This window comes from Polynucleobacter brandtiae (genome assembly GCF_002797575.1).
Classification (GTDB): Bacteria; Pseudomonadota; Gammaproteobacteria; order Burkholderiales; family Burkholderiaceae; genus Polynucleobacter; species Polynucleobacter brandtiae.
This window is the reverse complement of record NZ_PGTX01000003.1, coordinates 308,113-331,661: the sequence shown is the minus strand read 5'-3', so window position 1 is coordinate 331,661 and position 23,549 is coordinate 308,113. Positions and strand designations below refer to the sequence as shown.

19 protein-coding genes, 1 pseudogene and 1 riboswitch are annotated in these 23,549 nt (G+C 46.0%); of the genes and pseudogenes, 15 read left to right on the top strand and 5 right to left on the bottom strand.

What is annotated here, in order from left to right:
* The first annotated feature begins 36 nt into the window (after positions 1–36).
* Positions 37–142, top strand: a riboswitch (S-adenosyl-L-homocysteine riboswitch).
* A gap of 61 nt (positions 143–203) precedes the next feature.
* Together ahcY and metF are read left to right on the top strand one after the other, a co-directional pair.
* Positions 204–1,649: an adenosylhomocysteinase gene (ahcY, locus tag B0G85_RS07720; protein WP_100379864.1), complete on the top strand. Its 1,446-nt coding sequence runs from the start codon at positions 204–206 to the stop codon at positions 1,647–1,649.
* Between the two features lie 68 nt (positions 1,650–1,717).
* Positions 1,718–2,557, top strand: a complete 840-nt coding sequence (gene metF, locus B0G85_RS07715) for a methylenetetrahydrofolate reductase [NAD(P)H] (RefSeq protein ID WP_100379863.1) — start codon at positions 1,718–1,720, stop codon at positions 2,555–2,557.
* A 14-nt stretch (positions 2,558–2,571) separates the two neighbouring features.
* Here metF and B0G85_RS07710 read toward each other — a convergent pair whose 3' ends face one another.
* Entirely contained in the window at positions 2,572–3,201 is a 630-nt protein-coding gene (locus tag B0G85_RS07710) for a 5-formyltetrahydrofolate cyclo-ligase (protein ID WP_255408140.1), read from the bottom strand.
* Between the two features lie 105 nt (positions 3,202–3,306).
* On the opposite strand from B0G85_RS07710, the gene B0G85_RS07705 reads away from it, so the two are divergent.
* The 3 genes and pseudogenes from B0G85_RS07705 to B0G85_RS10415 form a co-directional block, all read left to right on the top strand.
* Positions 3,307–5,214, top strand: a complete 1,908-nt coding sequence (locus tag B0G85_RS07705) for a lytic transglycosylase domain-containing protein (RefSeq protein WP_100379954.1) — start codon at positions 3,307–3,309, stop codon at positions 5,212–5,214.
* A gap of 23 nt (positions 5,215–5,237) precedes the next feature.
* Entirely contained in the window at positions 5,238–6,146 is a 909-nt protein-coding gene (locus B0G85_RS07700) for a complex I NDUFA9 subunit family protein (RefSeq protein WP_100379861.1), read from the top strand.
* A 4-nt stretch (positions 6,147–6,150) separates the two neighbouring features.
* Positions 6,151–6,789 (top strand): annotated as a pseudogene (locus B0G85_RS10415) (tRNA nucleotidyltransferase/poly(A) polymerase-related protein); the annotation flags it as partial.
* A 497-nt stretch (positions 6,790–7,286) separates the two neighbouring features.
* On the opposite strand, the gene B0G85_RS07690 reads toward B0G85_RS10415, so the two are convergent.
* On the bottom strand, positions 7,287–8,474 hold the full coding sequence (locus B0G85_RS07690; protein ID WP_100379859.1) for a class I SAM-dependent methyltransferase: 1,188 nt from the start codon (positions 8,472–8,474) through the stop codon (positions 7,287–7,289).
* A gap of 49 nt (positions 8,475–8,523) precedes the next feature.
* On the opposite strand from B0G85_RS07690, the gene B0G85_RS07685 reads away from it, so the two are divergent.
* The 9 genes from B0G85_RS07685 to B0G85_RS07645 all read left to right on the top strand — a co-directional run bounded on the left by B0G85_RS07685 (position 8,524) and on the right by B0G85_RS07645 (position 20,917).
* Positions 8,524–9,327: an SDR family oxidoreductase gene (locus tag B0G85_RS07685; protein ID WP_198508755.1), complete on the top strand. Its 804-nt coding sequence runs from the start codon at positions 8,524–8,526 to the stop codon at positions 9,325–9,327.
* A gap of 13 nt (positions 9,328–9,340) precedes the next feature.
* Entirely contained in the window at positions 9,341–9,736 is a 396-nt protein-coding gene (locus tag B0G85_RS07680; protein WP_100379857.1) for a dihydroneopterin aldolase, read from the top strand.
* Positions 9,737–9,765: 29 nt separating this feature from the next.
* A complete protein-coding gene (ttcA, locus tag B0G85_RS07675; protein ID WP_100379856.1) occupies positions 9,766–10,674 on the top strand; it encodes a tRNA 2-thiocytidine(32) synthetase TtcA in 909 nt (302 codons plus the stop codon).
* Positions 10,671–12,140 (top strand): bifunctional UDP-N-acetylglucosamine diphosphorylase/glucosamine-1-phosphate N-acetyltransferase GlmU, encoded by a 1,470-nt coding sequence (gene glmU / locus B0G85_RS07670; RefSeq protein ID WP_100379855.1) that lies wholly within the window; start codon positions 10,671–10,673, stop codon positions 12,138–12,140. The genes ttcA and glmU overlap by 4 nt, the downstream gene beginning before the upstream one ends.
* Positions 12,140–13,972 carry a glutamine--fructose-6-phosphate transaminase (isomerizing) gene (gene glmS / locus B0G85_RS07665; RefSeq protein ID WP_100379854.1) on the top strand — a complete coding sequence of 611 codons (1,833 nt, stop codon included), beginning with the start codon at positions 12,140–12,142 and terminating at the stop codon, positions 13,970–13,972. The genes glmU and glmS overlap by 1 nt, the downstream gene beginning before the upstream one ends.
* A 35-nt stretch (positions 13,973–14,007) precedes the next feature.
* Complete coding sequence (locus B0G85_RS07660) at positions 14,008–14,871, top strand: pirin family protein (protein WP_100379853.1); 864 nt, start codon at positions 14,008–14,010, stop codon at positions 14,869–14,871.
* Between the two features lie 140 nt (positions 14,872–15,011).
* Positions 15,012–16,547, top strand: coding sequence for an efflux transporter outer membrane subunit (locus B0G85_RS07655; RefSeq protein WP_100379852.1), 1,536 nt, complete (start codon positions 15,012–15,014; stop codon positions 16,545–16,547).
* A 187-nt stretch (positions 16,548–16,734) separates the two neighbouring features.
* Positions 16,735–17,874, top strand: a complete 1,140-nt coding sequence (locus B0G85_RS07650) for an efflux RND transporter periplasmic adaptor subunit (protein ID WP_100379953.1) — start codon at positions 16,735–16,737, stop codon at positions 17,872–17,874.
* Between the two features lie 7 nt (positions 17,875–17,881).
* Positions 17,882–20,917 (top strand): efflux RND transporter permease subunit, encoded by a 3,036-nt coding sequence (locus B0G85_RS07645; protein WP_100379851.1) that lies wholly within the window; start codon positions 17,882–17,884, stop codon positions 20,915–20,917.
* Positions 20,918–20,948: 31 nt separating this feature from the next.
* Here B0G85_RS07645 and B0G85_RS07640 read toward each other — a convergent pair whose 3' ends face one another.
* From B0G85_RS07640 to B0G85_RS07630, 3 genes are read right to left on the bottom strand one after another with little or no spacing between them, the layout of a single operon-like run.
* Positions 20,949–21,611 (bottom strand): glutathione S-transferase family protein, encoded by a 663-nt coding sequence (locus tag B0G85_RS07640; RefSeq protein ID WP_100379850.1) that lies wholly within the window; start codon positions 21,609–21,611, stop codon positions 20,949–20,951.
* Between the two features lie 30 nt (positions 21,612–21,641).
* Positions 21,642–22,142 carry a flavin reductase family protein gene (locus B0G85_RS07635; RefSeq protein ID WP_100379849.1) on the bottom strand — a complete coding sequence of 167 codons (501 nt, stop codon included), beginning with the start codon at positions 22,140–22,142 and terminating at the stop codon, positions 21,642–21,644.
* Positions 22,143–22,166: 24 nt separating this feature from the next.
* Complete coding sequence (locus B0G85_RS07630; protein ID WP_100379848.1) at positions 22,167–22,469, bottom strand: hypothetical protein; 303 nt, start codon at positions 22,467–22,469, stop codon at positions 22,167–22,169.
* A 96-nt stretch (positions 22,470–22,565) separates the two neighbouring features.
* Here B0G85_RS07630 and acuI point away from each other — a divergent pair, with 96 nt between their 5' ends.
* On the top strand, positions 22,566–23,549 hold the full coding sequence (gene acuI, locus B0G85_RS07625) for an acrylyl-CoA reductase (NADPH) (protein WP_100379952.1): 984 nt from the start codon (positions 22,566–22,568) through the stop codon (positions 23,547–23,549).

Here is a 23,549-nt window from a genome sequence, read left to right as displayed (position 1 = left end):
AGCCAAATATGCCGAAATTGATTACAATTTCGGCATACCTTCAAGGAGCGTTGCAAGGAATACTGTGAACCAGTGTTTCCCCAGGCTTGAAGGGAGCGGATCCTCAAACAGGATTTGCTAATTGCAACTGCGCTCGCTAACCCATGATTCAATGGCTAGCGAGTATCTACTCCAGCGTTGAATCGTCCTTAGCTGGAGCATTAATGAATACCGTTACCGACTTAAACAACTTTGTGGCAACGCGTTGCGCAATTGCCGATATTACTTTGTCTGATTTTGGCCGCAAAGAAATTGCCATTGCTGAAACTGAGATGCCTGGCTTGATTGCCATTCGTGATGAGTTTGCCGTACAACAACCATTGCGCGGAGCACGTATTACTGGCTCCTTGCACATGACTATTCAAACAGCAGTATTGATCGAAACACTTGAGGCTCTCGGTGCCCAAGTGCAGTGGGCTTCTTGTAATATTTTCTCTACCCAAGATCATGCAGCCGCAGCAATTGCTGCAAATGGCACGCCTGTATTCGCTATTAAAGGTGAGACTTTGGAGCAGTATTGGGACTACACCCATCGAATTTTTGAGTGGGCTGATGGTGGCTTTACCAATATGATTTTGGATGATGGCGGTGATGCTACTCTGTTATTGCATCTGGGCGCACGTGCTGAAAAAGATCAGGCTTGTATTAGCCATCCAACGAGTGAAGAAGAGACTATATTATTTGCGACGATCAAAAAGAAATTGGCAATCGATCCAACTTGGTACTCTATCCGCTTAGAAAAAGTAAAGGGCGTGACTGAAGAAACGACTACTGGCGTGCATCGCCTGTATCAAATGTTTGCTAAGGGCGAGTTGAAGTTCCCAGCAATTAATGTGAATGACTCCGTTACAAAGAGTAAGTTCGACAACCTCTATGGTTGCCGCGAGTCTTTGGTTGATGCGATCAAGCGTGCAACGGATGTAATGGTTGCTGGTAAGGTTGCGGTTGTTTGTGGTTATGGCGATGTGGGAAAAGGTTCCGCACAAGCCTTGCGCGCTTTATCTGCTCAAGTTTGGGTCACTGAAGTTGATCCCATTTGTGCACTGCAGGCAGCTATGGAAGGTTACCGTGTGGTGACGATGGACTATGCTGCTGATAAGGCAGACATCTTTGTATCAGCAACTGGTAACTATCATGTGATCACGCATGATCACATGGCAAAGATGAAAAACCAAGCCATCGTTTGTAACATTGGCCACTTCGATAATGAGATTGATATCGCTGGTATCGAGCAGTACAAGTGGGAAGAAATCAAGCCACAAGTGGACCATGTGATTTTCCCTGCTGCCAATGGTAGCCCTGAAAAGCGCATCATTATTTTGGCCAAGGGTCGTCTAGTGAATCTCGGCTGCGGTACAGGTCATCCTTCTTACGTGATGAGTTCTTCATTTGCCAATCAAGTGATTGCACAGATTGAACTGTGGAACGCTGTCGGTACGGATAAGTATCCAGTAGGCGTTTTTACCTTGCCAAAGCACCTCGATGAGAAGGTTGCACGATTGCAGCTCAAGACATTGAACGCACAATTGACCGTATTGTCTGAGCAGCAAGCTAGCTATATTGGCGTAACGAAGGAAGGTCCATACAAGACTGACCACTACCGTTATTAATAACTTGCTTTGCAGTTTTAGTTTAGCCATTAGCAGACTTTGATTAATAGATACACAGGCCCAATATTATGGAATTAAGCGTCGAATTCTTTCCTCCAAAAACACCTGAAGGTGAGAGTAAGTTGCATCTCGTACGCGAGCGTTTGAGTGAGTCACTCAAGCCCGCGTTTTATTCCGTAACTTTTGGTGCCGGTGGCTCTACTCAATCTGGCACATTAAAAGTGGTGAGCGATATTCATGCTGCTGGTGCAGCCGTTGCCCCCCATTTATCTTGTGTAGGTAGTTCACGCGATAGTGTGTCTGATATGTTGAAGCAGTACCAAGCATTGGGCATTAAGCGTATTGTGGCTTTGAGGGGTGATCTGCCATCAGGCATGGGTCAGTATGGCGAGTTTCATCATGCTAATGCGTTAGTAGAATTTATTCGAGCAGAAACAGGTGATTGGTTTCATATTGATGTAGCGGCGTATCCAGAAACGCATCCTCAGGCAAAGTCGCCTGCAACAGACATTAATTTTTTTGTGCAAAAGATGAAGGCAGGGGCAAACTCTGCCGTGACGCAATATTTTTATAATAGCGATGCATACTTTCGTTTTGTTGATGACGCTTATAAATTGGGCGTTACACAGCCAGTTATCGCTGGCGTTATGCCGATTACGAATAGCACTCAACTACTGCGTTTTTCCGATGCGTGCGGCGCAGAAATTCCGCGTTGGATTCGTTTGAGGTTGCAATCATATGGCGATGATGTTGCCTCCATTCGTGCGTTTGGAGAAGAGGTAGTTACCGACTTGTGTGATCAGCTTTTAGTAGCGGGCGCGCCTGGCTTGCATTTTTACTCGCTGAATCAGGCGGATGCCGTTTTAGCAATCTCTGATAATTTGAGCCTCAGTAGATTATCTAAATAAGCAATATAAGTGCATTAACGCAGTAGCCCCGACTCAGTAAGCATGGCATCCAAGGGTTCATCATGAGTTTGAGCCTGCCATTGGATGTCATCTAATTTTTGCCAATCAAAGCCAACACCAATACAAAGTAAATCCGGTTTAGCTTTGCGTAAATGGGCCAAGGTGCGATCAAAATAGCCCCCGCCATATCCCAAGCGCCAATAGTGCTTTTTGAGACCATTGGGCCCTAAATCACTCGATTCTGACCAACCTACAACAGGAATTAAAATACAGTCTGGGCTCACCTGCGGTCTTCGGGGGTTATTGGGATCGGGTTCTGGAACGCCATATTGGCTCGGAATCAATAAATCCTCTTTTTGCCAGACATAAAAATCAAGATGTTTATCGGGACGCGCAAATGGCAATGCTAGGGTGCGCCCCGTTGCTTGGCTGGCCCAAGCTAATGCTGTTGGCCGTAAGTCTAATTCAGCCTGGATGGGGCAATAAAGGGCGATAGAGCGAAGTTGGGAATCTGAATGGACTAAAAATCGATTCAGCTCACTGAGGATGGCCTGGCATATGGCTTGATAGCTAGCGCTAGTTGCCAATTGCTTTCTTATGGCCAATAAGTCCTGCCGTAGAGTTTTTGGAGAATTGCCGTGCATATCGCCCATTATCAGGCGAAAATTGGAAAATATAGTTCAGCAATAAGGTTAATAGTGAAAAAGAGATTTAGCAGTGTCAAGCGCTGGCAGCAATATATCAACGGGATGCTCTTGCTTGCCATGCTGGTTTCTGCGCCGAGCTTTGCTATAGAAAAGGCAAAGAAGACTAGCCCATCAAAAGAAAGCAGAATTTCTGTTTTTGAAATGACGGATAGTGATCGGGCTTTTATTGAGTTGCGCGAAGCGGCTAAGAAAAATGATGTTGTGCGAACTCAGTCTTTGGCCGCCAGCCTCTCTATTTATCCTTATGATGACTACGTAGCGTATTTTCGGATCAAGCCTCAATTATTTGACAGCGCTGGAGGTGTACGTGCTGACACCAGCGCTGACTCGCAAGTCATGGGGTTTTTGAATCAGTACCAAGGTACTGCTTTAGCGGATCGGATGCGTAATGACTGGTTGCTGGTTTTAGGTAAGCGTAAAGATTGGTCACGCTTTGATATGGAGTATCCCAAGTTTGTTTTGGATGATGACACTCAGGTGAAATGCTACTCCCTTCAATCTAAATTAGCGCAGGGCGAAAACGCTACCAAGGTTGCCATCGACGCAAAGACAATATTGCTGGACCCACGTTATTTTGGTCAAGCCTGCCAAGAGTTAATTCCTGCTTTGGTTGCAGCCGGAGGCATGAGTCCGAGTGAGGCCAAAGCGCTAGGTCGCGCTGCTAGCGAGATGGGTTTTGACACAATGTCTCGCCGACTGGGTGGTGAGGATCCGATTGCTGATATTGTGAAATCCGCAAAAGCAGACCCAGTTAAAACATTTAAAGAGTTTTCTCAAAATGCTCCACGCTATAGCAAAGAAAACCAGGCAGCTGCTTGGGGCGTCATTGGCCAGTTCTTAGCAAAAAAATTAGACCCCAATGCAGATGATGCTTATCGACTTCAGCAGGGGCTGGGCTATAACGATCTCTTATCAACCGAAAGCCAGGAGTGGAAGGTGCGTGCTGGACTGCGTGCTAAAGATTGGGCTTTAGTAAAAAATGCGATTGAGGATATGAATCCTGCCGTGCGCAGCAAGGACCCTGCTTGGACTTATTGGTATGGGCGCGCACTCAAAGCCGAAGGGCGTAACGAAAAAGCGCGTGAAAGTTTTGAACTGATTGCTGAGCAATATCACTTTTATGGGCAGTTGGCACGTGAGGAACTAGGAAGGCCTAATACTGCGCCTGCACGCACTAAAGTAAGTGATGCCGACATTGATTCTGCGGCTACTCGTAAGGGCTTCATTAGAGGTGAGCGTTTTTATGCCATGAATTTACGCTTCGAAGGGAATCGCGAATGGAATTGGGAGTTGCGTAATATGAGTGACAAGCAATTATTAGCTGCCGCAGAATATGCCAAACGTATTGCACTTTATGATCGCGTGGTGAACACTGCTGATCGTACAAAGCAAGAGCATGATTTTGGCTTACGCTATCCAACACCTTTTCGTGAGGAACTATCACCCATCGCAAAGCAAATTGATTTGAATCTTGCTTGGGCCTATGGATTAATTCGGCAAGAATCCCGTTTTATTATGAATGCTTCCTCATCTGTGGGCGCTTCTGGTTTGATGCAGGTAATGCCTAACACTGCAAAATATGTCGCGAAAAAAATAGGGATGACGTCTTATACAAACGAAAAGCTAAGCGATACCAATACGAATCTAACTTTAGGTAGTAATTACTTAAATATGGTGTTGGTTGATCTGGATGGCTCATGGGTGCTGGCATCAGCCGCTTATAACGCTGGACCCTCGCGCTCTAAGTTGTGGCGTGAGAAGCTGACAAGTCCTACTGAGGGCGCCATCTTTGCAGAAACGATTCCATTTAATGAGACACGAACTTACGTTAAGAATGTGCTCGCTAATGCAACCTACTATTCATCGGTGATGAATGGACAAACACCGTCTTTGAAGCAGCGCTTAGGGGTCATTGCACCTAAAACAGCGGTTGCATCAGAACTACCCTAACCCATCATAAAATCGGATTTTTTATGAAATATGACATTCTATTAATCGGCGGCAATGGTTTTGTAGGACGAGTTCTAGCTGCTCAATTGCAGGCGGTAGGATATTCAGTATTGATTCCTACAAGGCACCTTGCATCTGCCCGCGAATTACGCATGTTGCCTAAGGTGCATTTAGAAGATGCTGATGTTCATGACTTTGATACTCTGCAATCGCTTTGCTCGCGTATGAAGCCACAGGCTGCTGTCATTAATTTAGTTGGCGTATTGCATGACAAGCCCGCAGCTCCTTACGGACCAGTCTTTAAAGCGGCGCATGTTGAGCTTGTTCAGAATATAGTGACTGCAATGCAAATGAACGGGTTGAAGCGACTTCTGCAGATGAGTGCCTTGGGCGCAGATTCAAATGGCCTTTCGATGTATCAGCGCAGCAAGGGAGATGGCGAGGCAGTGGTAAAAGCTAGCAAGCTCGATTGGACTATTTTTAGGCCCTCCGTTGTCTTTGGTGCCCAAGATCAATTTATCAACCTGTTTGCAAAATTGACGAAGTTATTTCCAGCCATGCCTTTGGCCAATGCCTCTGCTCAGTTCCAGCCTGTGAGTGTGGATGATGTAGCGATGGCTTTTACGAAGTCGCTTACTATGCCAGCGACCATTCATCAGTCATATGACTTGGTGGGGCCAACGGTTTATTCCATGAAAGAAATCGTAGAGTTTTCGGCGCGCAGGGCACAGACTAAGTGTGCTGTAATTCCTGTCCCAGATTTTATTGGGTATTTGCAGGCCTTAGCATTTGAGTATCTACCAGTACCCACCCTAATGTCCCGTGACAATATTGCCTCTATGCAGGTACCTAATATTTTGCCAATGAGTGGAGTTGATGCCTTGCCTGATGTCTTTAACATTAGTCGACGTACCCTTGAGGGGATGAAATAAGCAAATGAAGGTCTACGCAGTCGGCGGCGCTATACGGGATACCTTAATGGGTTTGCCGGTGCACGATATCGATTATGTCGTGGTTGGTGCTACCGTTGAGGAGATGATTGCTCAGGGCTATCGTCCCGTAGGAAAGGACTTTCCAGTTTTCTTGCATCCAGAAACTCAGGCGGAGTACGCTCTGGCAAGAACAGAACGAAAGACGGGTACAGGCTACAAAGGCTTTACGTTTTACGCAGACTCTAGCGTTACCCTAGACCAAGACTTACAACGGCGTGATCTCACCATTAATGCGATGGCTCAAGAAGTTGGTGAAGGCGGTAATTTAATAGGTCCGATTTTGGATCCCTGTAATGGCCAGGCAGATTTAGCGGCCAAAGTATTTCGTCATGTATCGGATGCGTTTGCAGAAGATCCTCTCAGGTTATTGCGGATTGCCCGATTTGCAGCGCGCTTTCCAGAATTCACAATCGCAGCAGAGACCATGCGGGCCCTACAAGCAATCGTCAGTTCAAATGAATTGGCTGCACTATCGGCTGAAAGAATTTGGCAGGAGTTAGCTAGAGGCCTCACTGCTGAAAAACCTATGCGTATGTTCCAGGTATTACTTGATACGGGGGCAGCAAGCTTCCTGTTGCCAAAATCATTGACCGTTCAACTCACTCAAGAAGAGACTCGTGAAGCCTGGACTACGTATTTAAATGTTGTTGATAGCAACTTAGAAGACCGCTGCGCTGTTATTTTGATGTATTTATCGAGTCAGGACATTTATACGTGGGCGGAGTGTGTGCGCATGCCTAATGAAGTGCGTGATTACAGTACCATCTTTAGTGAATTGATGAAATTAGTCACCAAGACTAAGGACTCAATCAATCGTGTGTATGAGGCTGTCGACGTATTGGGCTGGTTTAATCGTGCTGATGCCTGGCGTAAGCCTTCAAGGGCTAGGGCGCTTCTGAAGCTGGCAAAAAAAATGGACTTTAATGTCATCGAGCTAATTAATGCTTTGGAGCAAACGCAATTACTGAACACAGCAGAAGTGATTGCCACTATTTCGCCCAAAGATCGAGCTAACGGTGAATGTATTCGCGGCGCGATTGAAGTCGCAAGATTAACGGTAATTACTGTTGTATTGAAAAGTTAAAGTCGGTTTCTGCCGCGTAGTCCTGGTAAGTCTTCTAATTGGTGCTTCGGTAGCAAGGCATTCAAATTCTTAGAAAATGCAAAGACCTTAAATAATTCGCCCATTTCTGCTTCAGATAAAAGTTTTTGTAATGCATTAGAAATCGGTAAAAAGGTTGCTGGATTACTAGGATCACCTACTGCCAAGGCAATATCGCCAATCCCTGCATCGAGTAAGTAAGACGCCTGGTTGTTGAGAAAGACATCATCGGCATTACCTTCTAGTGCACTATGCGCAATCTGTAACCATTCCACGTGCGTAGTTAAGTCACATAAACCAGGAAGGTAAAAAGGATCTTGAATTGCATGATGTCGATGGTGCCCCATTAACGTGCCCTCTAGCCGCTGTGCATGGTAGTACTCACTTTCCGGAAATCCGTAGTCAAAAGTGAGGAAGAGACCGGTATGCAGTTGTTCTGCAACTTGTTTCATCCATCCATTTGCTTGAAGGTGTAGCTCGGTAACGTAGCCCTCAGAAAAGGTGTCGGTAACTAATGTTTCGGGTAGCAAGGACTGCTCGATTGGTTTGCCGACTTGCCAGCCTAGCTTTCCATTTGTAAGTACAACGTCATGCCAATGCCAAAAGCCATGTTGATAAATAATGGCCTCACAAGGAATCGCATCGATGACTTCATTGGCGAGCATGATTCCCTTGAAGTCAATGGGAAGCTTGCTAAGCCAATTGCATTTCGTTTGCAGGCCAAGGCTTTCGCAGCTTGTTTTCAGGCACACTGCTTGCCGCTGGGCAAGGTCAGGCGAGATCTCAAGGATGTTGTATTGATCTAACTGGAAGTCGAGATCACTCAAGCGCGTGAGAATCGACTGAGCTAGCTTGCCAGTCCCTGCGCCAAATTCGAGGATTTGGGTGGGAAGGCCCCGTGCTTTGAGGGCCTCCAGGACGGGCAGGAGACTGGCAACAACAGCGGCTCCAAATAAGGGGCTTAGCTCAGGAGCGGTAGTGAAATCGCCACCTACCCCTAATTTATGTGCACCAGCGCTGTAATAGCCCATTCCTGGCTCATATAAAGCCATTTCCATATATTTAGAAAAGGCTATTCTGCCGCCCTCTGAGTGGATTTCAGAGATTATTTTCTGCTTGAGTAGCTCTGTATGAGCTGCTTCAAGGCTGGTCAAGGTAATATCCATAGCTCACTAGTCTAAGAGAATTTCAGTGAACTTGAGTTCAAATACCCCTATGCAACAAAATAAGGCAGTGTTAGTAACTGGCGCAGCCAAGCGTCTTGGTCAAGATATTGCCATGGAATTCGCACGCCAAGGCTGGGATGTGGCCGTTCATTACGGCCATTCTGAGGCTCAGGCACAAGCTACTGTTGCGGAAATTCAGGCATTGGGATGCAAGGCTGCAGCTTTCAAGGCAAATCTTGCTCAAGAGGATGAGGTGAATCAGCTCTTCAGTTCGGTAGTCGCCGCATTTTCCAATCTACAGTGCCTAGTTAACAGCGCTTCGCTTTTTGAATATGATCGCGCTAATTCGGATGTGCCGCTAACGGCTAAAAATTTGCAAAATCATATGCAGGTCAATCTAACTGCGCCCATTCTATTATCCCAGCGCATGTTTGAATATCAGAAGAATGTCTTGAGGACGCAAGATACTCCAGGGGCCGTAGTTCCTTCTGTGATCCAGTTGCTGGATCAAAAGTTGATCAATTTAAATCCAGATCATTTGTCTTATACGCTTTCAAAAGTGGCACTGCTTCAATCGGTAGAGATCCTAGCTTTTGATTTTGCACCCCACTTAAGAGTAGTGGGTTTAGCGCCTGGAATTACTTTATTGTCTGGTGATCAGACAGAGGACGGTTTTGCTAAAGCGCATACGATGACGCCACTAGGTAAGTCTTCCACGCCAAGCGATATTACGAAGGCTGCTTTATTTTTAGCAGGCTCTACTGCGATCACAGGTACCACTTTGTATGTAGACGGTGGGCAGCATCTAGCCCCTTCTTCACGCGATGTGATGTTTAAAACTAATCAAGATTAACAGCAGGAAACTCATGCAAGATATTACTTTTCATCCAGCACTCATGGAATGCCGGCGCTTATTTTTGCGTGACTATGAAATTAACATCAATATTGGTGTTCATGAATTTGAGAAGCAGGGTGAGCAGCGCGTTATTCTAAATGTTGATTTATATATTCCGCTTAATCTCAATACGCCCTCTAACGATGAATTGGATGAGGTTGTGGACTATGACTTTATGCGTGAAACCATCAGGGAGTTGTCCTCACATGGGCATATACAGCTTCAGGAAACTTTCTGCGATGAGATCGTAGCTGCCATGCTAATGCACCCTAAAGTCATTGCCGCTAGGGTCAGTACAGCTAAGCCGGATGTCTATCTTGATTGCCATTCCGTTGGGGTTGAGGTGTTTCGAATGAAGAAGGTTTGAGTAAGGTGCTAGACAAGAATTCAGGGACGATGGGTGATATTCGCAAAGTTGTGCTTGAAGAAAATAAGCTTGAGAAAAAACTTTGCCGTTTAGTGGGCCAAGCGATTGGTGACTTTGGCATGATTGAAGATGGCGACAAAGTGATGGTCTGCGTTTCGGGTGGCAAAGATAGCTATGCCATGCTCGACATTTTATTAAAGTTACGAGAGCGCGCCCCGATTAATTTTGAGATTGTGGCCGTCAACCTTGATCAGAAACAACCAGATTTTCCTGAAGATATTTTGCCGAATTATTTAACAGCATTAGGCGTACCATTTCATATTGAGAATCAAGATACCTATAGCATAGTGAAACGCGTAATACCTGAAGGTAAGACAACCTGTGGACTGTGTTCGCGTTTGCGTCGAGGCATTCTATATCGTGTTGCTGATGAGCTAGGAGCAACGAAGATTGCATTAGGCCATCATCGCGACGATATTTTAGAAACTTTAATGCTCAACATGTTTTTTGCAGGAAAACTAAAAGGGATGCCGCCAAAATTGCGCTCAGATGATGGAAAGCATATCGTGATCCGACCGCTGGCATATGTCCCTGAGAAATTGCTTGAGCGTTACTCAGTGGATATGAGCTTTCCAATCATTCCCTGTAATTTATGCGGCAGTCAGCCTAACCTGCAGCGTGGAGCAATGAAAGACATGTTGCGAGACTGGGAGAAAAAGTACCCGGGCCGCGTTGAAAACCTATTCCGCTCGATGCACCACATTGTTCCTTCTCATTTGATGGATGGTGAAGCATTTGATTTCAAAAATCTAGAGATTTCGACTGAGCTGTCAGGTATTGCCGCCAGGTCTTTGGGGGATAAAGCGATAGATGAGGCAGAAATCGACGAAATAGCCTGTGGAACGATCATTCAGGGGTCTTATAATATTGCTTTATGAACATCGTCATTTTGGCTGCTGGGCAGGGAAAGCGGATGAAGTCTGCCTTACCCAAGGTTCTTCAAATCTTGGCTGGGAAGCCGCTTCTCCAGCATGTTCTCAAAACTGCTTTAGCCCTACTCGGTAAAAATACCAAAACTGCTCCTATCGTCGTAATCGGTCATGGAGCGACAGACGTTAAAGCATTCCTCCAGAATATCAGTCAGCAGGACCCTAGCTTCAGCAAAATTAGTACTGCTCTACAAGCAGAGCAAAAGGGTACGGGCCATGCCTTGCTGCAAGCCTTGCCTAAGTTAGATCTACATGAACCTACTTTGATTCTGTATGGCGATGTACCGCTGACTAGTGCAAATACACTTGCTAAATTAGTGGCCCTGGCAGATGGCGTGCGTGGCCAAGATAGTGCTTTGGCACTACTGACGCAGAATCTTAGTGATCCAACAGGCTATGGCCGTATTGTGCGTGATGCTGATGGCTCAGTAAAAGAGATCGTGGAAGAAAAAGATGCGACGCCTGAGCAGAAGGGTATCCAAGAAATTAATACCGGCATCATGGTTCTGCCAACGGGCTCTCTCAAGAGATGGTTAAAAGCCTTGCGTTCAAGTAATGCGCAAGGTGAATACTACTTAACGGATGTGATTGCGATGGCAGTAAAAGATGGTGTTCCGATTCGGACTGCTCAAGCGGCTGCTGAATATGAAACCGTTGGCGTTAATAGCCGTGAACAGTTAGCTGCCTTAGAGCGAGTTCATCAGCAAAACATCGCGCTGCAATTAATGGATGGCGGTGTATCGCTAGCTGACCCAGCTCGGATTGATGTGCGGGGAACACTTGATTGCGGTATCGATGTATCTATTGATGTGGGCTGCGTATTTGAAGGTCAGGTGACGTTGGGATCGGGCGCCAAGATTGGTCCTTATTGCATCATTCGAAACAGTAGTATTGGTCAGGCAGTGTCTATTCATGCCTTTAGTCATATTGATGGCGCTCAAGTAGGCGCACATTCATTGATTGGTCCTTATGCTCGTTTGAGGCCAGGTGCGGATCTGGCTAATGATGTACATATAGGAAACTTTGTTGAGGTTAAGAATAGCAAGATCGCAGCAAACAGCAAAGCCAATCATTTAGCGTACGTGGGCGATTCGATTGTGGGCTCTAGAGTCAACATTGGAGCGGGAACCATTACCTGTAACTATGATGGTGTCAATAAGCATCAAACCATCATTGAGGATGATGTTTTCATTGGCTCTGATACACAGCTCGTGGCCCCTGTGAGAGTTGGACGCGGTGCTACATTAGGCGCCGGAACAACCTTAACTAAAGATGCGCCGCCCCATCAGCTAACGGTATCACGCGCAAAGCAAATTTCGATAGAGTGGCAGCGCCCTGTAAAGCAAGGCCAAAAAGTAGTAAAGAAGCTGGCGATTAAAAATCCTACTGTAAAACTGACTAAGGTTAAAAAATAATGTGCGGCATTGTTGGCGCTGTATCTCATCGTAATATTGTTGATGTATTGGTTGAGGGGCTGCGACGTCTGGAATATCGTGGTTATGACTCCTGCGGTTTTGCAGTCATTGACGATGCCGATGTTCATCACCCGATTAAAAGGGCGAGGACGACAGCCCGTGTCGCCGAGTTAGCTGAGCAAGGCAAAGATTTTCATGGGACATTGGGTATTGCCCATACCCGTTGGGCAACCCATGGCAAGCCCGATACTCAGAATGCGCATCCACATATTTCGAATGGTTTGATTGCAGTAGTTCACAACGGTATTATTGAGAATTATGAAATTCTGCGTGCTCAATTAAAGGCTGCGGAATACGTTTTCACCTCAGAAACAGATACAGAAGTCATTGCTCATTTAGTGCATCAACAATATGTGGCTCAGGGCCAACAAGATTTAGAGCTCGCTGTCAGAGCAGTGTTGCCCAAGCTACATGGCGCATATGCAATTGGTGTTATTGCCCAAGACAATCCCAAAACATTAATTGGCGCACGGGCCGGTTCACCCCTTGTGGTGGCCTTAGGTGATAAGGAGCATTTTTTAGCTTCTGATGCGCTAGCTCTTGCTGGTAGAGCCCATTCGATGATGTATCTAGAGGAGGGAGATGTCGCTATTTTGAAGGCAGAATCCATTCAGATTATTGATCATGCCGGTCAGATTGCTCAAAGAGAGCAAAAGCCAATGCCGCCACAATCAGAGTCAGTCGACTTAGGCCCTTATCAGCACTACATGCAAAAAGAGATTTTTGAGCAGCCTCGGGCGATTGGAGACACGCTTGCTAATATCTCCAGTTTTGGGCCGGAGCTCTTTCACGCTGATGTAAGCGAGTGGAATCAGTTTGATCAAATTTTGATCTTGGCTTGCGGTACGAGCTATTACTCTGCTTGTGTTGCAAAATATTGGCTCGAAGACATCGCTGGCATTCCGACGCAAGTTGAAGTTGCCAGTGAATATCGTTATCGCACCTCAGTTCCTAATGTAAAAACGCTTATTGTTGTGGTTTCTCAGTCTGGTGAAACAGCGGATACTTTGGCTGCATTACGTCATGCCAAGGCATTAGGGCACTCCTATACCCTATCGATTTGTAACGTTGGTAGTAGTGCGATGGTGCGGGAGACTAAATGGAGCTTCTTAACAAAGGCTGGAACAGAAATCGGGGTTGCCTCAACTAAGGCATTCACCACTCAACTAGTTGCACTCTATTTATTGGCAGTGTCATTATCAAAGCGTGCTGGAAGAATGACTCCTGAGTCTGAAAAACAATTACTGCGCGAATTACGACATCTACCAAAAGCATTGCATGCTGTCTTGGCACTCGAGCCACAAATTATTGCTTGGAGTAATGCGTTTGTTAAATGTGAAAATGCATTATTTTTAGGTCGTGGCATGCACTACCCGATTGCTCTGGAAGGCGCACTAAAGCTCAAAGAGATTTCATATATCCATGCAGAGGCCTACCCTGCTGGAGAATTGAAGCACGGTCCGCTTGCATTGGTGACGGAGAAGATGCCTGTAGTGACCGTGGCGCCCAAAGATGAATTACTAGAAAAACTCAAATCAAATATGCAAGAGGTTAAGGCTCGCGGTGGGAAGCTGTATGTTTTTGCGGATCAAGACACGGATATTGTGAGCGATGAGGGGATTCATGTGATTCGTCTGCCCGAGCATTACGGTAATCTCTCACCCATTTTGCATGTAGTTCCTTTACAGCTATTGGCGTATCACACGGCATGCATGCTGGGAACGGATGTAGATAAGCCACGCAATCTCGCTAAAAGCGTCACGGTCGAATAGATCCTCTTGTCATTGGTAGGGCTTCTTAGGAAAAAATGAAAAAGGTAATAGGTACTCAAGGCAACGATCAGGGGCATTGGGTAGGTGATGGTTTTCCGGTGCGCACTTTATTTTTCTACCAAAACCTAGGAAAACAAATGAGTCCGTTTTTGATGCTTGATTATGCTGGCCCAGCAGAATTCTTTCCAACAACTATTCGCAAGGGAGTAGGTTCGCATCCCCACCGCGGTTTTGAGACGGTTACTATCGTGTATGAAGGAGAGGTGGAGCATCAAGATTCCACTGGTCAAGGTGGCGTGATTGGCCCTGGAGATGTGCAGTGGATGACTGCTGGTGCGGGTATTTTGCACAAGGAGTTTCATTCGAGTGGTTTTGCCAAACGAGGCGGCGTTTTAAAGATGGTTCAGCTTTGGGTTAATTTGCCAGCAAAAGATAAGATGACCACGCCGCACTATCAAGCCATCTTCAATGAGCAGATCCCGGTTGTTGGGCTGCGCAGTGACGCAGGCACAGCGCGGGTGATTGCTGGTGAATTTCAGGAAGCGGTAGGCCCCGCCCGTACTTTTACGCCAATGCAAGTAATTGATCTCCGGTTAAAAAAAGGGAATGCCATGATTGATGCTCCTCAGGGCTGGAATACTTCCTTGGTTGTTTTACGAGGAGCCATTCAGTCCGGTGGAGGCATAGTCGCAAAAGATGCTCAGATGTTGATGTTTAGTGGCTCAGGTGAGGGAATTGAGATTGAGGTTTTAGAAGACTCCATTGCACTCTTACTTACTGGCGAGCCGATTGATGAGCCTATTGTTGGCCATGGCCCTTTTGTGATGAATACTCAAGATGAGATTAGCCAAGCTATAGATGATTTTAATAACGGTGCATTTGGGATGGTGGCCAATTAAAAAATAGTGGATTAAAAATGGAGTTTGACTTCCGGTCTATTTTGTGAACAATTTTATTATTCAAATCAAGGTGTTAGCTTATCCAATTGAGAAAAGTGTGTTCAAATAACCCTTATAGAAAAGGATATTTGTTACAGCTCATGTTTGGTCTAAAAGATGATTTTGTTTGGCGTTTGTCTTTGCTGGTTTCGGCAGGACTCCTTTCTGCATGTGCGGTTGGCCCTGATTTCAAACAGCCAAGCGCTCCCAATACGGCTACTTATACCGAAACCACTCTTTCTAAAAAGCTAACTACAGCGCCTGGAGTTCCTGGCGGTACTAATCAGGAGTTTATGGAGGGGGCTGATATTGAAGCGCAGTGGTGGACGTTATTTAAATCCCCTGAGCTGGACATACTCATCAAAAAAGCCCTGCAACAAAATCCCAATCTTGGGGCGGCAGATGCGGCCCTCAGGGCAAGCCAGGAAAACGTTAGTGCCCAAGTAGGCGGACAATATTTTCCAGCGATTGGTTTAGGTGGAGGTGTCACTCGGCAGCTTCAGCCCTCCTCAATATACGGACTGCCTTACGGCTCTGACACTTATAATCTTTATAACGCTTCGGTTAATGTGACGTATAAGCTTGATGTATTCGGTGGGGCTCGACGTGCAGTCGAGGGTGCTAGAGCCCAAGCGGAAATTGCTCAGTTTCAGCTAGAGGGTGCATACCTGTCCTTAACAGCAAATATTGTTACAGGTGCAGTGCGCGAGGCCGCTCTCCGCGCGCAAATGCAGGCAACAGAAGAGATTCTGAAGGCGCAAACCAATCTAGCTGAGGTGACCGAGCAGCAGTTGTTGATTGGGACCGTTTCTAGGGTGGATGTGACCTCACAAAGAACCTTGGTATCGAACTCACAAGTAGATTTATTTACTTATGAGCGTAATCTTGCTTTTGCTCGTAACCAATTGGCAGTCTTGGTTGGAGAGCTACCAAGCAATGCAGGCATCACAAAGTTTGATTTAAAAGCGCTACAGTTGCCGGAGAAGCTTCCGCTATCAGTGCCTTCTAGTCTAGTTCGACAGCGGCCCGATGTTCGTGCAGCAGAAGCGCAGTTAAAAGCAACGAATGCCTTGGTTGGCGTTGCTACAGCAAACTTATTACCCCAATTTAATATTACAGGGGCTATCGGTTCAGCGGCACTGACAAGTAATGCCCTATTTGGACCAAATGCCGCTCTCTGGTCTATTGCAGGCGGCATTTTTCAGCCTTTATTTCAGGGTGGGCAACTGTTAGCCCAACGTCGTGGTGCGATGGCCAATTATGAGCAAGCAGTTTTTCAATACCAGGCAACGGTGCTGAAGGCTTTTCAGGAAGTGGCAGATTCATTGCGCGCCTTAGAGACGGGCGCCCAAGCTCTCAAGTCTGCATCTGATGCAGAGCGCTACGCTTACGAGACTTTAGATTTAGTACAGCAGCAGTACAAGTTAGGAACAGCTAGTTACTTAGCAGTCCTCTATTATCAAAATCAATATCAAATAGCGAAAGTGAAATCGGTTTCTGCGCAAGCAACTCGATTCTCAGATACCGCAGCATTATTTGCAGCATTAGGTGGAGGCTGGTGGAATCGTACCGGTCCAGCTTTTCAACCAAAAGACATAGCGAACAAAGATCAAAATGAAACTTCTGGAACTAATTAAAACTCAGGTCAGTCAAGCAATCTCTGCCTTGTGGGCCTGGATATTGTTAAAGGCTAAAGAGTGGCAACTTCGCGAAAAGTTCAGCATGGTGTGGAGCAAGACGAAATCAGCATGGATGCATATTGGTGAAAAATTACGTCCTCGCGAACGTTTTATGAAAACCAAGGCGTATGCCAAGTTGCAGGCAATGACTCCTCTACGCCGTCGTATGACGATCATGTTATGCGGCGTATTTTTGTTGCTAGGTTTGATCTTTGGCTTTAATCAACTAAAGACATTCATGATTAAACATTTTATTGCTGGTATGGGTTTACCTCCTGCAGCAGTCTCTACCATCGTGGTCGCTAGCAGTCAGTGGCAGCCACAGTTATCTAGTGTCGGCAATATACGTGCCTTTAGAGGAGTAGACCTGAGTACTGAGATTGGTGGTCTTGTCCAGGCGGTACCCATCAAATCTGGTATGGATGTAAAGGAAGGCGATCTTTTGATTAAATTAAATGATGCCTCTGATATAGCCCAATTGAATTCCTTAAAAGCGCTGGCTGATTTGGCGAAAGTGATTAATGAGCGTGACAGACAGCAGCTTGCTATTCAGGCGATTAGTAAGAACGTCTTCGATACCAGTAAGGCGGATGCGGCATCTAAACAAGCTCAGGTTGAGCAACAGAAAGCCTTAGTTGCCAAAAAGAATTTGAAGGCACCCTTCAGTGGGCGTGTAGGTATTGTGATGATGAATCCAGGGCAGTATGTCAACCCTGGTGACAAGCTCCTTACTTTGCAGACTTTAGACCCAATTTTTGTGGACTTTAATTTACCCCAAAGTACTGCCGCCCAAATTCAGGTGGGTCAGGAAATTGTCGTGACTACTGATGCATTTAAAGGTGCCAACTTTACTGGCAAGATCACTGCTGTGAGTCCAAAAGTTGATACTAATACGCGGAATATTCAGGTTGAAGCGATGCTGGCTAATCCTGATAAAAAAGTACTTCCGGGTATGTTCGCAAACGTGAATATCAAATTAGGCGAGGAGGTGAAGTTCTTGACCTTACCTCAAACGGCGATTACTTTTAACCCATATGGCTCCACGGTATTTATAGCCAAGGATATGGGTAAGAAGGATAAAAAAGGCAAGCCTGTGTTAGAGGCGCAACAAGTGTTTGTGACTACAGGATTAACCCGAGGTGACCAAGTAGCGATCTTGAAGGGGCTTGATGAGGGCGCTACGGTGGTGACCAGCGGGCAGCTCAAGCTCAAGAATGGCACGCCACTCATTGTGAATAATCAGGTGCAGCCTGGTAATTCACCAAACCCACAACCACAGGAATAAGTCCTAGATGAATTGGACTGATATTTTTATTCGTAGGCCAGTGTTGTCATTGGTTGTGAGTGCACTCGTTTTGGTTTTTGGATTGAAGGCACTGGGCTCTCTTCCAGTCAATCAATATCCACAAACACAAAATGCGGTTGTGACGATTACAACCGCCTACTATGGCGCTGATCCTGAAACCATTGCTGGATTTATTACACAGCCATTAGAAACCGCTATTGCTCAGTCACAGGGGATTGATTACCTCTCTTCAATGAGCGTTAGCGGCCTATCTACAATTACCGCTACACTGAAACTGAACTATGACTCTAATGCAGCGTTGACACAGATTCAGACGCAGATTAGCTCGGTCAAGAATCAAATACCACCACAGGCCCAGCAGTCAGTCTTGACGGTACAAATAGGGCAATCAACTGCAGCGATGTACATGGGGTTTTATAGTGATGATTTGCCAAATAATGCAATTACAGATTATTTACTTCGCGTTGTTAAGCCTAAGTTAGATTCGATTGATGGCGTGCAGAATGCTGAAATTACCGGGGGTAGAAAGTTTGCCCTCAGAGCATGGTTAGATCGAGAAAAAATGGCTGGTCTTGGGGTGGCCGCTGATGACGTCTACAATGCGATGGCTGCAAATAATTATCTTTCAGCGCTAGGTAGCACCAAGGGCGACATGGTCGCGGTAGATTTAGTCGCCGGCACCGATCTACACACACTAGATGAATTCCGAAAATTAGTCATTAAAAAAGATGGTGTCAACATTGTGTATTTAGACCAAGTTGCCACTGTCAATATGGGGTCTGAGGACTACAACACGAATGTTGCATTTAGTGGAAAGCGGTCTGTCTTTATTGCAATTAAGGTCGCACCACAGGCCAACCTATTAGACGTTGCTGAGCGGGTTCGGGCTTCGGTTCCGGATATTCAGAAGCAGTTGCCGACAGGCGTTTCTGGCAAGGTAGTCTATGACTCGACTAAATTTATTACCACCTCTATTGATGAGGTAGTTGCCACGCTGCTAGAGGCGCTGCTGATTGTGACAGTAGTGATTTACTTGTTCTTGGGTAGTGCTCGTGCAGTAGCTGTTCCTGTGATTGCAATGCCACTCTCTTTAATTGGTACTTTTTTCTTAATGCAGATCTTAGGGTACTCGATTAATTTACTGACCTTACTCGCTTTGGTTCTTGCTATTGGCTTAGTGGTTGATGATGCGATTATTGTGGTGGAAAACGTTGATCGCCACATGAAGGAAGGAAAGTCTCCGTTAGAGGCCTCGCTGATTGCCGCACGTGAATTAGGTGGTCCGATTCTGGCGATGACGGTGGTATTGATCGCTGTTTATATTCCGATTGGTTTTCAGGGTGGATTAACAGGTGCCTTGTTTACAGAGTTTGCATTTACTTTGGCTAGTGCTGTGGCAGTTTCTGGGTTGATTGCTTTAACGCTTTCACCAATGATGTGCTCTAAAATTTTTACTGAGCAACAAGAATCATCGCCTTTTGTACAAAAGATTGATCGTATTTTTGAGCGAGTGCACAACAGCTATCAAGCTACCTTACGTGAGTTGCTCAATACCTGGCAGGTCATTATTGTGATGGGAGTCATTCTCTTAGGAGGTGTAGCCTATCTTTACGCCACTGCTCGTTCTGAACTAGCGCCTACCGAAGACCAGGGCATTGTTTTGATGCAGGCATCTGGGCCGCCCAATAGTACGGTCAATCAGATGCAGACCTACGCTGATCAGATTTATCAAATAGCAAGCGCAGAACCTGAGTATGAGCAAATGTTTCAAATTACTAGTCCGACAAGTAGCTTTGGTGGCGTGTTGCTAAAAGATTGGGGTGATCGTAGCCGAGACGCTACAAAGTTCCAGCAAGATATGCAAAATAAGTGGAATACGATTGCTGGTGCTCGTGTAGCTGCGTTTCAATTCCCTGCATTGCCAGGCGCACAGGGACTTCCAGTTCAAGTGGTCATAAATACAACAGAATCATATGCCTTGCTCAATGAGGTATCTCAAGCGGTATTAGATAAGGCGCGTCGAAGCGGCAATTTCTTTTTTGTTGATTCTGATTTAAAGATTGATAAACCCCAAGATGTTTTAGTGATTGATCGTGAAAAAGTTGCGGCATTAGGAATGACTCAGCAACAAGTAGGAAGTGCATTGTCAGCAGCGCTCGGCGGCGGTTTCGTGAACTACTTCTCTGTTGCGGGCCGATCTTATCGGGTCATTCCTCAAGTAAAGCAGGTAGATCGTCTTAATCCGGACCAGATCTTGGATTACTACATTCGTACGCCAAGCGGGCAGATGATACAGGCACGAACAATTGCGACTATTGAGCAAAAAGTGGTTCCGCAGTCGATCAATCACTTTCAACAGTTAAACTCCGCGACTATCTCTGGCGTGAGTACACCTTTTATTTCTCAGGCAGATCTTTTGGCTTTCATGCGGGAAACCTTAAAAGAAGTTGCGCCAAGTGGATACACGATCGATTACGCAGGGCCATCGCGTCAGTTTATGGCCGAGTCTGGTGGCTTTCTGGTGACGATGTTCTTCGCGATTCTGATTGTGTTTTTAGTCCTTGCTGCACAGTTCGAAAGCTTTCGTGATCCGATTGTGATTCTCGTATCAGTGCCCCTCGCTTTATTTGGCGCACTGATTTTTATCAACCTTGGATTTACGACTTTGAATGTCTATACCCAGGTCGGTTTAGTGACCCTAATGGGATTAATTAGTAAGCACGGTATTTTGATTGTGGAGTTTGCAAACGAGCTTCAAGAGGCTGGCCGCAGTAAGGTAGACGCGATTGTGGAGGCGAGTAGTGTGCGTCTGCGCCCGATTTTGATGACTACTGCAGCAATGGTGCTGGGTGTAGTTCCCTTAGTTATTGCTTCGGGTGCTGGGGCAGCAGGTCGTCAGTCAATGGGTATTGTCATTTTTACGGGGCTATCTATAGGCACTTTATTTACACTCTTTGTTGTACCTGCGATGTATCTATTTATTGGCGCAGACCACCATCAGAGAAAATTTAAGCAACAGTAGCCGGCCAAAGGGTGAAGACAATGCACTGTTTTTACTTCACAATATTAAGAGTCTTTTCAGCCACAATGCTGTAGTGCGTGTCTGATTCGATGCGCTTCATCCAGGCGTCGATATTAAGTAGCGTTGCTCGTGGGCCGGTTCGATTTGGAAAGGCATCATGGAGCATCATCCAGCGACTGACACATAATGCGAGCACAATGTCGCCAATGTGAAACGTATCGCCAGAGCAATATGCTTTACCAGCTAGCTCCTGATCAAGAAAGGAAAGTAACTGATTTGTATCTTCGTAGGCTTTTTGAATAGCCCCGTAGTTACGTTCATCTTCAGGTGTACGAGTAAGACCTATAAATACAGGTCGCAAGGCGGGCCACATAGTGCCCAGCTGCCAGTCCATCCATTTCTCAGATTGATATTGCTGCGTAATATCAGTAGAGAAGTGCTTTGATTGATCATGTTGATGTGCGAGATAGCGCAAGATCGTATTAGACTCCCACAATACGTGACCACCATCCTCTAAGGTGGGCACTAAGCCGTTAGGATTCATCTTTAGAAACTCGGGGGTACGGTTGACTCCAAAATGAAGGCCAGCATCAATTCGCTGAAAATCAACACCCTCTTTTAGGCCTAGCTCTGCAAGGCACCAAAGAACTTTTTGGACATTAATGGAACTGTTTCTTCCCCATAGACGCATCATGGTGTTTCCTATTGTTGGAACTGCAGCAAATTAGACTGTTTTCAGCTCGGCTAAGTTAAGCCCGAGGAATTGGCTATGAGCAAAGATAAGCGGTTGACTATCGGGCGAGTGTTTTAGATTGAGCACTTTGGCAACAATAATGTTGTGGTCACCGCCGGTATGAACAGAAACCGTTTCACATTCGAAGTAAGCGGCGCAACCTTCGATTTGCGTTAGACCACTTGCTGCAATTTTGTGAGCAATGTTGATAAACTGATTTTCCTTAACAGTGGCAAAGTGCATGGCCATTGCCTCCTGAGAGCGCTCTAGTACATGAATTAATTGAATGTGACCTACTTCTACATTCGGCATCAGCCGAGAGTGCTTCTTCAGGCTCCACAGAATGAGCGGTGGCTCTAGCGATACTGTATTAAACGAGCTGATTGTGATGCCATGGGCGTTTTGATCTGCATCGATGCAGGTAATAACAGTGACTCCCGTAGCAAAGGAAGAGAAGCCCTTGCGAAGCTCATGTGAAGTAAATGGGGTCATGTCGACTTAATTTGTAATGGTTAGTTATTTGCTGATTGGTGCAGGGACTCCTGCGGGGATCATCGTGCCAGGAATAGGCGTGAAGATTTCATTTTCTTCAGCCTTTACACACTTAAATCGATATTCCTTGCCTGCTTTGGATAAAAAACTAGCACCTTGATAGAAATCGCTCTTGCAGGCAGCAGTAGCAAAATCCATGACCTCTTGTGGTGAAGCGCTAGAGCTGATGAGGCGCATATTACCCATAGACATATTAATTTGGCTTGAGTAGCAGCCTGTCAGCATTAGGCCGGAAATGATCGTTAATACTAGTAGAATTTTTTTCATGGAAACCCCCATAATTAGCTATGCTCACAAGAATAAACCTATTGCAGGGTTATGGCGTCAGTTGCAAAGATTGCGATGCATTTAAAAGGAAAATATATGTTTAAAGCTATTTTGGTAAATAAGGATGATCAAGGTTATCGGACTGAGCTTGCTCAGGTAGACGAGGCCAGCCTTCCCGAGGGGGAAGTCAGGGTAAAGGTGTCGTACTCCACGCTCAATTACAAAGATGGTTTGGCTATTACGGGCAAAGGTCCGGTGGTTCGAAGCTTTCCCATGGTTCCCGGCATTGACTTTGCGGGTGAGGTTATGGAAAGCAGTAGTCCCGACTTTAAAGTGGGCGATATGGTGCTCTTAAATGGCTGGGGCGTCGGTGAGGGTCACTGGGGTGGCTTAGCTCAGCAGGCACGTGTAAAAGCAGATTGGCTAATTCCTTTGCCCAAAGGGTTTACACCAAAGCAAGCTCTGGCTATTGGTACGGCAGGTTATACCGCCATGCTGTGTGTCATGGCATTGCAAAAGCATGGGCTCAAGCCAAGCGATGGCGAGGTCTTAGTAACAGGCGCTGCCGGTGGTGTTGGCAGTTTTGCCATTACGCTTTTAAGTAAATTAGGCTTCACCGTGGTTGCTAGCACTGGTCGCCTGGAGGAGGCAGATTATTTGAGGAAATTGGGTGTTGCTGAAGTGATTGATCGCGCCATCTTGTCTGCCCCTGGCAAACCATTAGCTAAGGAGCGTTGGGCTGCGGTGGTCGATAGCGTTGGCAGTCATACTTTGGCTAATGCCTGCGCGCAAACAAAAAGCGATGGCGCTGTCGCGGCCTGTGGGCTTGCTCAGGGCATGGATTTTCCCTCGAGTGTTGCACCATTTATTTTGCGTGGCATAACCTTGTATGGCATTAACAGTGTTACCGTACCGCGCGCAAAACGAATTGCTGCCTACGAGCAATTGGCTTCATTGGTAGACCTGCAAACCTTAGAAGCAATCTCTCATGAAATTAGCCTGGAGGAGTCTATCAAATACGCTTCAGAGTTGATGGCGGGTAACGTTCGCGGCCGCGTCATTGTTGACGTAAATCGATAA